At 68.1% G+C, this 13,989-nt stretch carries 12 protein-coding genes; 9 read left to right on the top strand and 3 right to left on the bottom strand.

All coding sequences use genetic code 11. From position 1 onward, the window contains the following. Positions 1-151 precede the first annotated feature (151 nt). Positions 152-1,321 carry a globin domain-containing protein gene (locus tag NN2_RS27940; RefSeq protein ID WP_063017332.1) on the top strand — a complete coding sequence of 390 codons (1,170 nt, stop codon included), beginning with the start codon at positions 152-154 and terminating at the stop codon, positions 1,319-1,321. A gap of 10 nt (positions 1,322-1,331) precedes the next feature. Here NN2_RS27940 and NN2_RS27935 read toward each other — a convergent pair whose 3' ends face one another. Continuing rightward, the gene (locus NN2_RS27935) at positions 1,332-2,117 is read right to left on the bottom strand and encodes an FAD-binding oxidoreductase (protein WP_081879635.1); all 786 of its coding nucleotides are present in this window, start codon (positions 2,115-2,117) and stop codon (positions 1,332-1,334) included. A 125-nt stretch (positions 2,118-2,242) separates the two neighbouring features. Further along, positions 2,243-3,400, bottom strand: coding sequence for an FAD-binding oxidoreductase (locus tag NN2_RS27930; protein ID WP_030516672.1), 1,158 nt, complete (start codon positions 3,398-3,400; stop codon positions 2,243-2,245). Between the two features lie 273 nt (positions 3,401-3,673). On the opposite strand from NN2_RS27930, the gene clpB reads away from it, so the two are divergent. Both clpB and NN2_RS27920 read left to right on the top strand, forming a co-directional pair. Then, the gene (gene clpB / locus NN2_RS27925) at positions 3,674-6,241 is read left to right on the top strand and encodes an ATP-dependent chaperone ClpB (RefSeq protein ID WP_063017358.1); all 2,568 of its coding nucleotides are present in this window, start codon (positions 3,674-3,676) and stop codon (positions 6,239-6,241) included. Between the two features lie 174 nt (positions 6,242-6,415). Continuing rightward, positions 6,416-7,300: a DUF5666 domain-containing protein gene (locus NN2_RS27920; RefSeq protein ID WP_063017330.1), complete on the top strand. Its 885-nt coding sequence runs from the start codon at positions 6,416-6,418 to the stop codon at positions 7,298-7,300. 32 nt (positions 7,301-7,332) lie between these two features. Here NN2_RS27920 and NN2_RS36635 read toward each other — a convergent pair whose 3' ends face one another. Continuing rightward, complete coding sequence (locus NN2_RS36635) at positions 7,333-8,160, bottom strand: AraC family transcriptional regulator (RefSeq protein WP_169812452.1); 828 nt, start codon at positions 8,158-8,160, stop codon at positions 7,333-7,335. A gap of 75 nt (positions 8,161-8,235) precedes the next feature. Here NN2_RS36635 and NN2_RS27905 point away from each other — a divergent pair, with 75 nt between their 5' ends. From NN2_RS27905 to NN2_RS27880, 6 genes are all read left to right on the top strand, one after another. Beyond that, a complete protein-coding gene (locus NN2_RS27905; RefSeq protein WP_063017324.1) occupies positions 8,236-9,057 on the top strand; it encodes an alpha/beta fold hydrolase in 822 nt (273 codons plus the stop codon). Between the two features lie 125 nt (positions 9,058-9,182). After that, the gene (locus NN2_RS38765) at positions 9,183-10,529 is read left to right on the top strand and encodes a TtfA family protein (RefSeq protein ID WP_245658895.1); all 1,347 of its coding nucleotides are present in this window, start codon (positions 9,183-9,185) and stop codon (positions 10,527-10,529) included. A 69-nt stretch (positions 10,530-10,598) separates the two neighbouring features. Beyond that, a complete protein-coding gene (locus tag NN2_RS27895) occupies positions 10,599-11,420 on the top strand; it encodes an SDR family NAD(P)-dependent oxidoreductase (RefSeq protein WP_063017322.1) in 822 nt (273 codons plus the stop codon). Positions 11,421-11,426: 6 nt separating this feature from the next. Further along, a complete protein-coding gene (gene pyrE / locus NN2_RS27890) occupies positions 11,427-11,972 on the top strand; it encodes an orotate phosphoribosyltransferase (protein ID WP_030516665.1) in 546 nt (181 codons plus the stop codon). Positions 11,973-12,041: 69 nt separating this feature from the next. Next, the gene (locus tag NN2_RS27885) at positions 12,042-13,100 is read left to right on the top strand and encodes a beta-ketoacyl-ACP synthase III (protein ID WP_063017320.1); all 1,059 of its coding nucleotides are present in this window, start codon (positions 12,042-12,044) and stop codon (positions 13,098-13,100) included. 57 nt (positions 13,101-13,157) lie between these two features. Then, positions 13,158-13,958 carry a lysoplasmalogenase family protein gene (locus NN2_RS27880; protein ID WP_082857324.1) on the top strand — a complete coding sequence of 267 codons (801 nt, stop codon included), beginning with the start codon at positions 13,158-13,160 and terminating at the stop codon, positions 13,956-13,958. Positions 13,959-13,989 lie beyond the last annotated feature (31 nt).

The raw sequence follows: 13,989 nt of genomic DNA, 5'->3' as shown, positions 1-13,989 counted from the left end.
TGCCGAATTACCTCCCTGTTGTTCCTTCAGTGCGTCCCGCGCCCGGCAAACCTCGCCTACACTCGGTCTCCATCGGCTGCGCCGCGTGTCCGGCGGCACCGCGCTCACCGGACCGGCCCGAGTTCGACGTGCGAAATGGGGTTGTGGACAGATGGATTCGCGGACCGTCGCGCTGATCAGAACCACGTTCAAGGCGGTGGCCGCGGAGGAAGGCGGCCCCGAACAGCTCGCCCGATCCTTCTACGCCCTGCTGTTCACCGAATATCCGCAGCTCCGGGATTTCTTCCCCGCCGCTCTGGAGGTGCAGCGCGACCGGCTGGTCAAGGCCATCGGGTATGCCGTGGACCGGCTGGAGGAGCCCGAGCAACTGCTGCCCTTCCTGGCGCAGCTCGGCCGCGACCATCGCAAATACGGTGTGGTGGCCGAACACTATGCGGCCGTGGGTAATTCGCTCAAGAGCGCCCTGCGCGCACATGCCGGCACCGAATTGTGGACCGATGAGGTGGAACAGGCCTGGGACGCCGGCCTCGCGTTGATCACCCAGACGATGATCGGCGCCGCCGACCAGGAGACGACGCCGCCGGTCTGGACCGGAACCGTCGTCGAACATCGCGAGGTGCTGTGCAATCTGGCCGTCGTCCGGCTGCAGCTCGACCAGCCCATGACCTATGCGGCCGGACAATATGTGAGTGTGCAGATCCCGGCCCGCCCGCGGATGTGGCGGTACCTGTCCCCGGCGATTCCGGCGAATCCCCAGGGCGAGATCGAATTCCATATTCGCAGTGTCAGTGGCGGCTGGGTCAGTCCGGCGATGGTCGGCCATACCGCGATCGGCGACCAGTGGCTGCTGGGGGCGCCGCTCGGCGGGCTGGGGGTGCCGCGCAACACGCGCCGCAAGATGCTGATGGTCGGCTGCGGCACCGGCATCGCTCCGCTGCGCGCGCAATTGCTGGCGATGTCCCAACGCCGGTCCAATCCGAAGGTCGACCTGTTCGTCGGCGGACACCATCCGTGCGATCTCTACGATCTGCCGACGTTGAGTGAACTGGCCGTCGCGAACAAATGGCTCACCGTCGTTCCGGTCACCGAAAGCGACGAAAACCCCTGGTGGTATTACCATCCGGAACGTGTCGAGCCCGATCTTCCGGGCATAGCGCCGCGCGAAACGGGACAGATCGGAGCGGTCGTGGCCCGCGGCGGCGACTGGTCGGACTGCGATGTCCAGATCGTCGGATCACCGAGTACGGTGCAGACCACCAAATTCCGGTTGATGGCGGCGGGCACGCCCACCGAGAACATTCGCCACGATCCGCTGTTCTAGCCGGCGCGGATCAGAGCCCGTCGAAGCGGATCGCCTCCGGCGGCGTACCCGTATTGACCAGCACTTCCAGTGTGGCCTGGGTCATTCCGGGCGAACCGCACACCAGGACCTGGTGGTGCAGCAGCGGGCCCATATCGCCCACCACATCGGCCAGCGTGCCCTCCATCATCTCGTCGACATCGAATCCGACATCCACGCGGCAGCTCTCGTACCACTGGTCGACCCAATTCGGGTCCTCGGCCCTCTCGACCACGGGAATCACCGTGAGCCAGGGCATTTCGCCGGCGAGCAGGTAGAGCATGTCGGAGGCGTAGAGGTCGCGCGGGCTGCGTCCGCCGATGAACAGATGCGTGCGCGGCGGCTCCGGGCGACGGGACAGATCCAGCAGGAGCGAGCGCATCGGCGCCAGACCCGTTCCGCCGGCGATCATCACGAGGTCGGTGGTGCCGGGGTCGACGCTCAGCCACCCGGCGGGAGCGCTGATCCGCCACTCGTCGCCGGGAGCCGTTTCGGTGACGATCGATCCGCTGCACCATCCGCCCGGCACGGTGCGGACGTGGAATTCGAGTTTGCCGTCCAGTGACGGCGGCAGCGCGGGCGACAGCCGGCGGCGCATACCGGGATGCTGCGGAATCTGGACCTCGACCGATTGGCCCGCCTCGAACGGGACGAATTCGCCGATCAACCGGACCACCGCGAGATCGTGGCGCAGCCGATGATGTCCGACGACGGTCGACGACCATTCCGTCGGCGCGTCCAGCCGAATCTCCCCGGTCTCATCCGGACCCAACGTCACCGTTCCTCCTGTGATCCGAGGGACAGCTCCCGCCCCCGAAAAGTCTTGTGCCGGGCGCAGTCCCGTTCGCTCGCGCCCGCCCACCAAGGTACGCCGCGGACGCCGGGTCGCCTACCGATTGCCGCTCACACCGGGTCGGCGCTGATGATGTGTTCGGGGGTGCCGACCGCCAGCAGCGCCCGCTTGGTGTCGGCGATCATCCGCGCCGATCCGGCGATCTGGATCTGCCGATCCGACCACGAGCCGAAGCTGGCCACGACCGCGCCCAGATTCCCGATCAGCCGCCGATGCATGCCGTACGGCGGGTCCGCGGGCGGATGCGGATGCCACCACGGATTCGTGTCGCTCTCACAGACCGGCACCACCGTCAGCCACGGATTGCTCAGCGACAGCTGCCACATGTTCTCCACGTCGTACAGATCGCACGGATAGCGGCCGCCGATGAAGAAGTGCACACGCGGGTTCACGCCGCGCCGGCCCATCTCGATCAACTGCGCGCGCAGCGGCGCGATTCCGGTCCCGGAGCCGATCATCAGCACGTCGCGCTGGGATTCGGTGTCGATGTGCAGGCCGCCCAGCGGCCCGGCGATCAACCAGGTGTCGCCGACCTCGGTTTCGCCGACGATCGCGGGACTGACCCAGCCGGTGCGGATCTTGCGGACGTGGAATTCGATCTCGCCGTACGGGTTCGTGGGAATGGCCGGGGACAGATACCGCCACATCTTCGGCCGCTGCGGGATCGAGACCGGTACGTACTGCCCGGCCTGGTAGGGGATCGGCTCGTCGGACTGCAGGCGCACGATCGCCAGGTCGTCGAGTACGCGCCGATGGCCGACCACCGTCGCTTCCCAATACGGTCGCGAGGTGTCGGAATTGGCGCCGATGGCCATCGAGGCCGAGATCAGGATGGCGATATCGCGCCAGCCGTCCTCCAGATCGGGTGTCCAGAGCGGACCGTTGTAGGTGACGAAGGCAGCGAGCAACGCGCGTCCGGCGGCATCGTAATGTGCCGCCGCGACACCGTATTTGCGGTGGTCGAGGGCCAACTGTTCCAGGAACCGCTGCGCGCGGTCCCAGTTCTCCAGATGATCCAGCACGAACTGGATGGCGGTGACAACCCGCTTGGGCTGCATATCCATCGTGTGCGGGAACAATTCGCGCAGGCCGGGAGCCTCCGCGAACAGATGCCTGTAAAACGCGCCGATCAATCGTTCGGGCCCTTGCGGCGCCTCGACGATCGACCGGAAGTTGGCGCGGACCAGCGCTGCCGAACGCGCATCCACGACGTCGAGCTTCCTTTCCTTCAATGTGTCCGACTACAGCTGCCGTGTCGTCGGCCCCCGCGGACCAGTATCCCCGAAAAAACCGTGGTCGTGCGGTGATGAGCGGATCACTTTACCCAGATCCACCAAGGGTGAAACGATTGGCCACAGGTTCCTGAAATATGTCAAACTTGAGCGGAACAGACTCAACTCCTACCGCGTTGGACTACTCAGAAGAGTCGGACCGCCCGGACCCGACCGACCACAACGCGAGACGACCGTAGGAAGGTGATCGTGGACTCGTTCAACCCCACCACCAAGACTCAGGCTGCCCTGACGGCTGCCCTGCAGGCGGCTTCGGCCGCCGGAAATCCGGAGATTCGTCCGGCTCACTTGCTGGTGGCGCTGCTGGATCAAACCGACGGCATCGCCGCCCCCCTGCTCAAGGCTGTCGCTGTCGACCCGGCAACGGTGCGACGCGAGGCACAGGACATCGTCGACCGGCTGCCCCGCGCGACCGGCGCCACCACGCAGCCGCAGCTCGGCCGGGAAGCGCTCGCCGCGCTCACCGCCGGCCAGCGCCTCGCCACCGAACTCGGTGACGAGTACGTCTCCACCGAGCATGTCGTGGTGGGTCTCGCCGAAGGCGACTCCGATGTCTCGCAGCTGCTGCTGAAGTACGGCGCCACCGCGGACGCGCTGCGCGAGGCGTTCACCGCCGTGCGTGGCAACACCCGCGTGACCAGCGCGGACCCCGAGGGCACCTATCAGGCGCTGGAGAAGTACTCCACGGACCTCACCGCCGCCGCGCGCGAGGGCAAACTCGATCCGGTCATCGGCCGCGACACCGAGATCCGGCGCGTGGTGCAGGTGCTGAGCCGGCGCACGAAGAACAACCCGGTCCTCATCGGCGAGCCCGGTGTCGGTAAGACCGCCATCGTCGAGGGGCTGGCCCAGCGCATCGTCGCCGGGGACGTTCCGGAATCGCTGCGCGGGAAGACGCTGGTCTCGCTGGACCTCGGTGCGATGGTGGCCGGCGCGAAGTATCGCGGTGAGTTCGAGGAACGGCTCAAGGCGGTGCTGGAGGAGATCAAATCCAGTGCCGGACAGATCATTACGTTCATCGATGAGCTGCACACCATCGTCGGCGCCGGCGCGACCGGCGAATCGGCGATGGACGCCGGCAACATGATCAAGCCGATGCTGGCGCGCGGTGAACTGCGCCTGGTCGGTGCGACCACGCTCGACGAATACCGTCAGCACATCGAGAAGGACGCCGCCCTCGAGCGCCGCTTCCAGCAGGTGCTGGTCGGCGAGCCGTCGGTGGAGGACACCATCGGCATTCTGCGCGGACTCAAGGAGCGCTACGAGGTACACCACGGCGTGCGGATCACCGACTCCGCGCTGGTGGCGGCCGCGACCCTCAGCGATCGCTACATCACCTCGCGGTTCCTGCCCGACAAGGCGATCGACCTGGTCGACGAGTCGGCCTCGCGGCTGCGCATGGAGATCGACTCGCGGCCGGTCGAGATCGACGAGGTCGAACGGGCGGTGCGCCGCCTCGAGATCGAGGAGGTCGCCCTCGCCAAGGAAACCGACGAGGCCTCCAAGCAGCGACTCGACAAGTTGCGCCAGGAACTGGCCGACGACCGCGAGAAGCTGAACCAGCTGATGGCGCGCTGGCAGAACGAGAAGCAGGCCATCGACTCGGTCCGCACCATCAAGGAGCAGCTGGAATCGCTGCGCGGTGAATCCGAGCGCGCCGAACGCGACGGTGATCTCGGCAAGGCCGCCGAACTGCGGTACGGCCGTATCCCGCAGCTGGAGAAGCAGCTCGCGGAGGCCGAGAAGAACGCGGGCAAGGCCGGCAGCGGCAGCCTCGAGGACGAGATGATGCTCAAGGAGGAGGTCGGTCCGGACGACATCGCCGAAGTGGTCTCCTCGTGGACCGGCATCCCGGTCGGCCGCATGCTCGAGGGTGAAACCCAGAAGCTGCTGCGGATGGAGGAGGAACTCGGGCATCGAGTGGTCGGACAGGCCGAGGCCGTCACCGCGGTCTCCGACGCGGTGCGCCGCGCCCGGGCCGGGGTCGCCGACCCCAACCGGCCGACGGGCTCGTTCATGTTCGTCGGACCCACCGGTGTCGGTAAGACCGAGCTGGCGAAGGCCCTCGCGGACTTCCTGTTCGACGACGAGCGCGCGATGACCCGCATCGATATGAGCGAGTACTCCGAGAAGCATTCGGTGGCTCGCCTCGTCGGCGCCCCGCCCGGATATGTCGGCTACGACCAGGGCGGTCAGCTCACCGAGGCGGTCCGGCGACGGCCGTACACGGTGGTGCTGTTCGACGAGATCGAGAAGGCGCACCCCGACGTCTTCGACATCCTGCTGCAGGTACTGGATGAGGGGCGGCTCACCGACGGCCAAGGCCGCACGGTGGACTTCCGCAACACCATCCTCATCCTCACCTCCAACCTGGGTGCCGGTGGCGACAAGGAGTTCGTGATGAACGCCGTGCGCTCGGCGTTCAAACCGGAATTCCTCAACCGCCTCGACGACGTGGTGATGTTCTCCGCGCTCAACGAGGAACAGCTCGAGAACATCGTCGACATCCAGTTGGCGCAGCTGCAGAAGCGGCTCTCGCAGCGGCGGCTGAAGCTGGACGTCAGCGATTCGGCGCGGTTCTGGCTGGCCGTGCGCGGCTACGACCCGGTCTACGGCGCCCGGCCGCTGCGCCGGCTGATCCAGCAGGCCATCGGCGATTCGCTCGCCAAGGAGCTGCTGGCCGGTGAGGTCACCGACGGCGACCTGGTGAAGGTCAACGTCGCACCCGACGGCGACGGGCTGATCGTCGGACGGTGACGACCGAGCCGTCCGGGATTCGATGAAAGGGGCGCGGTGTGTGAGTGAATCGCACACCGCGCCCCGCGTATCCGCCGGATTCCGCCCGCGCAGGTTTCGGATTCCGCCCGCGCAGGTTTCCGAGGTTGTCGCACTTCGCTGAAGCAACGCCGATCTGCACCTACCCTGGTGAGCATGACGAATCCGAGCGACCCGTGGGCGCAGCGTCCGGATTCACCCGATACGCCGACCGAGAAGCTCGGCGCATCGGGCCGGCATCCGGACGACGGCGCTGACCACACGACGGAATACTCGGAAGCGTACGGTCGGAGCCCCGGGCCGTACGAGAGCACTCGCCCCTACGGACATCCCGGGCCCTACGAACAGACCGCGCCCTACGAATTCCCGTCCCATCCCGAATATGAGGGCCGGTACTTCGAACAATCGCCCGGCCCGAACGCGACCCGCGAACTTCCGCCCTACGACAGCCAATGGGGCGCCTACGAATCCGGGTACAGCGAACCGGGTGAATACCCCCCTTACGGTTCCGGCGCCCCCGGCCCCACCGGCCCCCAGGGAGCAGTCGGCCCGACCGGACTGCCCGTCGAACCGCCGCGGCGCCACCGCACCGGCCTGTGGATCGCGCTGACCGCGGCCGTCTTCGTTCTCGTGGTCCTCGGCGGCATCGCCGCGGGCCTGCTGCTCGCCGGCAACGACTCCTCGTCCTCCGATGCGGCCGCCACCGGCCGGCCCGCGCCGACGCGCGTACCGGTCGTCCCGCCGAACCCGTCCGGCGGTGCGCAACCCAGCCTCCCGCAGCTACCGGGCCTCGGCGACATCGACGGTCTCGGGGCGACCATGGGGACCGTGAACAGCAACGACGGAACGACCATCATGCTGCAGTCGATGCTGGGCAACTCGGTCACCGTGCACACGGACGCGCAGACCCAGGTGATCTCGATGGGATCCGGAAAGGTCTCCGATCTGAAACAGGGCGACATGGTGGTCGTGCAGGGCGACAAGAACCCGGACGGGTCCATCAAGGCGAAGATCATCATCAGCACCCAGTTGCCGAGGTAATCCGCCTCCGCATCGCTGCGGCGGGATCGTCGTCACTGCCGCACGGAGGCGGGGGTCGTGCCGGTCATGCGGCGGTAGAACTTCACGAAGTTGGTGGCCTCGGAGAAACCGAGTTCGCGCGCCAGCGCTGCGACGGTGACGTCGGTGGTGGCCAGGCGGCGGCGGGCTTCCAGCGCCAGTCGTTCGTCGAGATACCGCTTCGCGCTGATACCCCGGGCCCGGCGCACCGACCGGTCGATGGTCTTGGTGCCGGCGTGCACGGCTCGCTCGTAGTCGCCGACCCGATGCCGTCGGGGAAATTCGGCTTCGACCGCCGCCGCGAAACGCGCGAAGACCGCGGACACCGGCCCGTTGTCCGCCGCAGCCCCCGGCGCCGCGGCCACCAGTGGGGTGAGCGCCAGGCGAAGTGCGTCGGCGATATCGCGAGCGCACGACGGCGCGGCGAGCACCAATTCCAGATGTCGCAGTGCCGTCGTGACGTGCGGATCTCGCGGATCCACCGCCCATCGGCTCGGCCGGACCGCATCGTCGGCGAACGTCGCGATCCGATTGCCGGGGGCGAGGGCGTCGGGGGTGAACAGGATCGCCGTTCCGTGCAGCCGGTCGGCATCGAGCACCTGATGAACCTGTCCGGGCCGCAACCAGAACACCGCGCCCGCGGCCAGATCGTCCGGCCGAAAGTCGACGGCATGGCGGCCCGCGCCACCGGTGATCACACCGACGACGTGGAAATCCGGGCGAACCGGCCGGTGCCGCACCACGCCCCGGAAAACATCCGGGAGGCGCCGCAGCTCGACCGCACGGCCCGCAGCAGCGGGTGCGTAGCCGACGCCGAGTACGTGTTGACCTGTTTCGACCATGACTGGTCGTAAAACTACCTCGTCATGGCGTCCTGAGCGGAGTGGGATGGAGATATCCGACCAGAACGGAGCACGATGAACACCCTCGCCACCCTCGCCCGGAGCTTCCATCTCCGCGACTCCGGCGGCACCGGCCCGGCCGTACTCTTCTTGCACGGCAACCTCATGGACTCGACCATGTGGGACGGCGTCGTCTCGAACCTCTCCGGCTACCGCAGCATCCGCTTCGACTTCCGGCTGCACGGTGATACCGAGGACGACGGTCTGCCCTTCACCTATTGGGACGCCGCGCGCGACGCCCTGAGCGTCCTGGACGCGCTCGACGTGCCGGCCGCTCACATCGTCGGTCACTCGCAGGGCGGATTCACCGCGCTGCGGGCGGCCCTGCTGGCCCCGGCACGTATTCGGAGCTTGACACTCATCGATACCGCCGCGGATCCGTTCCCCGGCCCGGCGCTGGAACAAATGGCTCGCATCCGGGACGGTTTCGCCGCCGGTGCGGTCGAGGCGACCGGGTGCGCGGTTCTCGATCTGCTGCTGGGTGACGCCGCGGCGGTCGAGCATTGGCTGGCCCGGATACGACGGCAGCCTGCCGATCGACTCGCTCGCGCGGTCGGTGTGCTGATGGGCGCCGACGGAATCGCCGGCCGCCTCGCCGAGATCACCGCCCCGGCGTTGGTCGTCCACGGCGGCGCCGACCTGCCCATTCCCGCTGCGTCCGGCGCCGCCCTCGCCGCCGCGCTACCCGGCGCGGAACCGCTGGAATTGCTGGACGGTGTCGCGCACACCCCGCCCGTGACCCACCCCGCCGCGGTCGCCGCGCTGCTGCGCACCTTCCTCGAGGCGGCGGCCGACGATGCCCCACAACGAGTTTCGGCAACCGCACCCGCGCCGTGAGTGCGACGCCGCGGGTGCGGCGCCTCCGCCGTGCCCGCTCGGGGGTGTGACGTCGGAAGGCAGGCGCGAACCGCGGGACGAACGGGCGCGAGCAATTGCACCCGAACCCACTAGACTCAGGTGCGATGACAGCAGCAATCTGGTTCGGCCTCGCGGCGATCGCACTGGTAGGTGCGATCGTACTGCTGTATTTCGATCGCGTGCAGCGGCAGCGGACCGGACACGTACGGCAGGTCTGGGCCAAATCCCAGGGATACACCTACGTTTCGGTCGAACCTTCGCTGGCATCGACATGGCGGCGGGGCGCGATGGCCAAACTGGGGTATCTGTCCGCGATCGATGTGGTTTCCGGTAATCGCAAGGGCGAGAAGTTCGTTCTGTTCGATCTGGAGGACGCCGCGACGCTGGTCGCCGTGCGCCGCCAGATCGGCTCGGACATCGATATCGACCTGCGCCTGAAAACCGCCGCCCCGCCCAAGGACGCCGATCTGGAACTGCTCGGCGCGATCGGCGACCGCGTGGTCTTCGCCACCAATCCGGACGTCGCCCGCCACGCCGTCGACCAGCGGATGGTCCACTTCATCGAAACACTGCCGCATACCGTGCAGCAGTTGTGGAGTGAGGGCAACTGGACGCTGGGCATGTTGCCGGTCGGCACCGCGTCCAAGGATTGGGAGGCCGCGATCGATGCCGTGCTGCGGCTCTCGGGTCTGCTGCACGTGCTGCCGCCGGTGGCCGGCGGCGACCGCGGCCGCCTGGAATCCGATCAGCACGATCCCGGTCGTCCGCGCCCGAATGCCGAGGAACCCGGTGAAGCCGACCAGGGCTACCGCGAGCAGGGCTATGCCGACCAGAGCTACCGGGATCAGAGCTACGACGACCGGGCCGACCGCGACTTCCGCGATCAGGATTACGGCGACCGGTTCGAGCGCTATGAAGACGACGAGTTCGACGACGAGCAAGGTCCAGGCGACCGGTTCGACGACGACCGCGATTTCCGTGACGAGCGCGCATCCGGGCCCCGGGACGGCGACGCACACGGCGGCCGGAGCCGGTTCGCGCACGAGAACGTGGACGGCATCGACCGCGGGAACATCGCACGTGGCGGCACCGACGCACCGGCCGGCCCCCGCCCCGGCGACGCTCGCCCCGGCGACACTCGTAACTCCGGTGAGCGCCCGGCATCCGATTCGGCGGACCGCGAGTCCGGTGTGATCGCCGCGCCGGTCGGCGATCTCGCGGGCGAGGCCGAGCAGCAGCCGCCGCGCCGCCCGGCGCTCGCGGTGGTGCCGGATCCCCGCAACCGGGTCCGCCGTAACTGGCCGCCCGCCGAGGAATTCCTCGAGGACGAGGAAAACGATTCGGCCGCAGCGGATTCCGATGAACCGCAGGCCGAGGACGAGCTGCCGCAGCGGCCGGGCGGTCCGTTCCATCCGGGGTTCCGTCCCTATCAGGGCCCCGCACCGCGGTGACCGGTCCGGTTCGCGAACCGGTGTCCGGGCACCGGGATTATCCGCCCGACACTAGGTGGTTGACGACCCATGACCGATAGCCCCGCAGATCCGGGCGCCGCACGCCTCCCCGGTGCCACCCGTCCGGTCGCCCTGGTGACCGGACCGACCTCCGGTATCGGCCAGGGCTACGCCACCCGCCTGGCTTCCCTCGGCTACGACCTGGTGCTGGTGGCGCGCGACGAGCAACGCTTGACCGCCCTCGCCGCGGAATTGCAGCACCGCTTCGATACCCGCAGCGAGATCCTGGCCGCGGATCTGGCGCGCGAGCAGGACCGAAACACCGTCGCCGAACGGCTCGGCGAGGGCGTGGACTTCCTGGTCAACAATGCCGGATTCGGTATCTCGGGTGAGTTCTGGACCGTGGATCCGCGGGAATTGCAGGCCCAACTGGATGTCAATGTCACCGCGGTGCTGCAATTGACGCGTGCCGCACTGCCGCCGATGATCGCCGCCGCCAAGGGTTCGGTGGTCAATGTCGCCAGTGTGGCCGGGCTGGTACCGGGCCGCGGCTCGACCTATTCGGCCTCCAAGGCCTACGTCATATCCTTGACTGAGGGCCTGGCCGGCGGACTGGCCGGGACCGGGGTCCGGGTGCAGGCGCTGTGCCCGGGATTCGTGCACACGGAATTTCACGAGCGTGCCGGAATCGAGATGTCGTCGCTACCGAAGCCGATGTGGCTCGACGTCGATCAGGTGGTGTCCGGTTCGCTGCAGGATTTGGAGAAGGACCGGGTGATCAGTGTGCCCGGGGTGCAGTACAAGGTGCTCACCACCGTCGCCGGGCTGATCCCGCGGAATCTGGTGACCCGGCTCAACCGAGGCATGTTCAACGCACGGGGAAGGACATAAACCCACATGATCGAATCCACCACCGACCGCGACAGATTGGCCGAGCTGGTCCGGGAGCTCGCCGTCGTGCACGGCCGGGTGACCCTGTCCTCCGGTAAGGAGGCCGACTACTACGTCGATCTGCGCCGGGCGACCCTGCATCATCAGGCGGCGCCGCTGATCGGCACCCTGCTGCGAGAGCTGGTGTCGGACTGGGAATTCGACGCCGTCGGCGGGCTCACCATGGGCGCGGATCCGGTGGCGCTGGCGATGCTGCACGCCCCCGGCCGCCCGCTGAACGCGTTCGTGGTGCGCAAGGCCGCCAAGACGCACGGCATGCAGCGCCAGATCGAGGGGCCGGAAATCTCCGGTAAGCGTGTGCTGGTCGTCGAGGACACCACGACCACCGGCAATTCGCCGCTGACCGCCGTCCGGGCACTGCGCGAGGCCGGTGCGACCGTGGTCGGCGTCGCCACCGTGGTCGATCGCGAGACCGGCGCCGACCAGGTGATTGCCGAGGAGGGACTGGAGTACCGCTCCATTCTGGGCCTGAAGGATCTGGCTCTGGGGTGATATTTGGGCCTGGGTTAGCCTGGACGCTGGTCTTATGTACGACAGCGTGAAGGGTCGAGTGAGTCTCCTGTGGTGAGCATTGCAATCAACGAGGGTCGCAAGAATGTTGCGATGCTCGGCATCGGGGCATACCGGCCGAAGCGTGTCGTCAGCAACGCCGACGTCTGCGAGGTTCTCGATTCCACCCCGGAGTGGATCTTCGAGCGCACCGGCATCCGCAATCGTCGCTGGATCAGCGGTGACGAGACCCTGCGCTCCATGTCGGCGGCCGCCGGGGAGCGGGCCGTCATCAACAGCGGTATCGATCGCAGCAAGATCAGCGCGCTGATTCTGGCTACCTCCAGCTGGCTCAAGCTCACCCCGCACGGCGCGCCCTCGGTGGCCTTCGATCTCGGGATGAACGGCATCCCGGCCTTCGACCTCACTTCCGGTTGCGGCGGATTCGGCTATGCCCTCGGTGTGGCGGCCGATCTGATCCGGGCCGGTTCCGCCGAATACGTGCTGGTGATCGGCGCGGAAACCATGACGGTCGGCCTGGACCCGACCGACCGCGGCACCGCCATGATCTTCGGCGACGGCGCCGGTGCGGTCGTGGTCGGCCCCAGCGACGTCAACGGCATCTCCCCGACGGTGTGGGGCAGCGACGGGGAGAGCGCCGAGGCGATCTCCCAGGACGTCAACTTCTTCGACTACATGGACCGGGCGGAGCGACTGCAGGGCACCGATCCCGAGGTGGAGCCGGTGGGCCGGATGGCGCTGCGGATGGAGGGGCCGCGCGTATTCCGTTGGGCCGCAGTCACTCTGCCCCGCGCCCTGTCGACCGCACTGGAGGTGTCGGGCGTGGCCAAGGAGGATATCGAGGTCTTCGTGCCGCATCAGGCCAACGCGCGCATCAACGAGCTGATGAAGAAGAATCTCGGCCTCGCCGACGACATCCCGATGGCCAACGACATCGAGAACACCGGCAACACTTCCGCCGCGTCCATCCCGCTGGCCATGGAGGAGATGCTGGTGACCGGTAAGGCCAAGGGCGGACAGCTGGCCCTGCTGCTCGGCTTCGGCGCCGGGCTGAGCTATGCCGGGCAGGTGGTCACCCTCCCGCCCAAGCCGATCGAACCCAGTTTCTGACCGGCCGCGACCGTCGCACCGGTCCACCGTCGTCGTGGATTGATGAGGAGATTCCGAATGGCGCGACCGTTCCGTGCTGCGTACGTGGGTGCCGCGCTGATCACCGTCCTCGGCGCGGCCACCGGGCGGGACCGGTGGCAGTGGGCGACGAAGCCGCTGCTCATGCCCCTGCTGGCGGCCGATGCGATCCAGGCCGGCCGCGCGTCGAGCGCTGGTGAAATCTCCGCTGGTGAGGCGGACCGGCGAGGGGGCGAGCATGCCTCCGAGGCGGCCGGCCATGGCGATGCCGAGCCTGCTCGCCCGACGGGTGACCGGGGATCGCCGCAGTCCGATCGGGCTCTTCTGCTCGGGTCGCTGGCGGCGGCCACCGTCGGCGACGTACTCCTGATAGATCCCGACGACGACCGCCGTCTGGTCGCGGGCGCTTCGGCCTTCGCGGTCATGCAGTGCGGATACTCGGCGCTGTGGTGGCGGCGCGGTGCGCGGCCGCAGCCGATGGTCGCGGCGCCCCGGGTTTTCGCGTGGCTGGGCGCCGCCATGCTGTTGCGGGCGCGCGCGCCCCGCATCGCCGCGCCGCTGACCGCCTACGGTGCGACACTGGGCACGGCGGCGACTCTCGCCTCCGATCCGGCCCTGGCTCCCGGCGCGAAAGTCGTTGCGGGGACCGTGGTTCCGGAAAGCGACCCGCGCAGCCGCCTGGCTCTGGGTGCGCTGTTGTTCACACTCTCCGACGGCATGATCGTGCTGCGTCGCCTCTTCGCTCGGACGACACGGTCGCGCCGCGCGAGCGAGGCCGTCATCCTCGCGACCTATGCCGGTGCGCAGTATCTGCTGACGGCGCCGACCCACTTCGACTGAACCCACCGCCATCGCGCGACCGCGCGGGCGG

The organism is Nocardia nova NBRC 15556 (assembly GCF_001613005.1).
In the GTDB taxonomy this organism is placed as follows: Bacteria; Actinomycetota; Actinomycetes; order Mycobacteriales; family Mycobacteriaceae; genus Nocardia; species Nocardia nova.
Note: the sequence above shows the minus strand (reverse complement) of the source record. Positions and strands in the feature narration are given on the sequence as shown.

Coding starts and splice junctions, on each gene's coding strand:
- NN2_RS27940 (WP_063017332.1), top strand. CDS start 152: ATGGATTCGCGGACCGTCGCGCTGATCAGAACCACGTTCAAGGCGGTG.
- NN2_RS27920 (WP_063017330.1), top strand. CDS start 6,416: ATGACGAATCCGAGCGACCCGTGGGCGCAGCGTCCGGATTCACCCGAT.
- NN2_RS36635 (WP_169812452.1), bottom strand. CDS start 8,160: ATGGTCGAAACAGGTCAACACGTACTCGGCGTCGGCTACGCACCCGCT.
- NN2_RS27905 (WP_063017324.1), top strand. CDS start 8,236: ATGAACACCCTCGCCACCCTCGCCCGGAGCTTCCATCTCCGCGACTCC.
- NN2_RS38765 (WP_245658895.1), top strand. CDS start 9,183: ATGACAGCAGCAATCTGGTTCGGCCTCGCGGCGATCGCACTGGTAGGT.
- NN2_RS27895 (WP_063017322.1), top strand. CDS start 10,599: ATGACCGATAGCCCCGCAGATCCGGGCGCCGCACGCCTCCCCGGTGCC.
- pyrE (WP_030516665.1), top strand. CDS start 11,427: ATGATCGAATCCACCACCGACCGCGACAGATTGGCCGAGCTGGTCCGG.
- NN2_RS27880 (WP_082857324.1), top strand. CDS start 13,158: ATGGCGCGACCGTTCCGTGCTGCGTACGTGGGTGCCGCGCTGATCACC.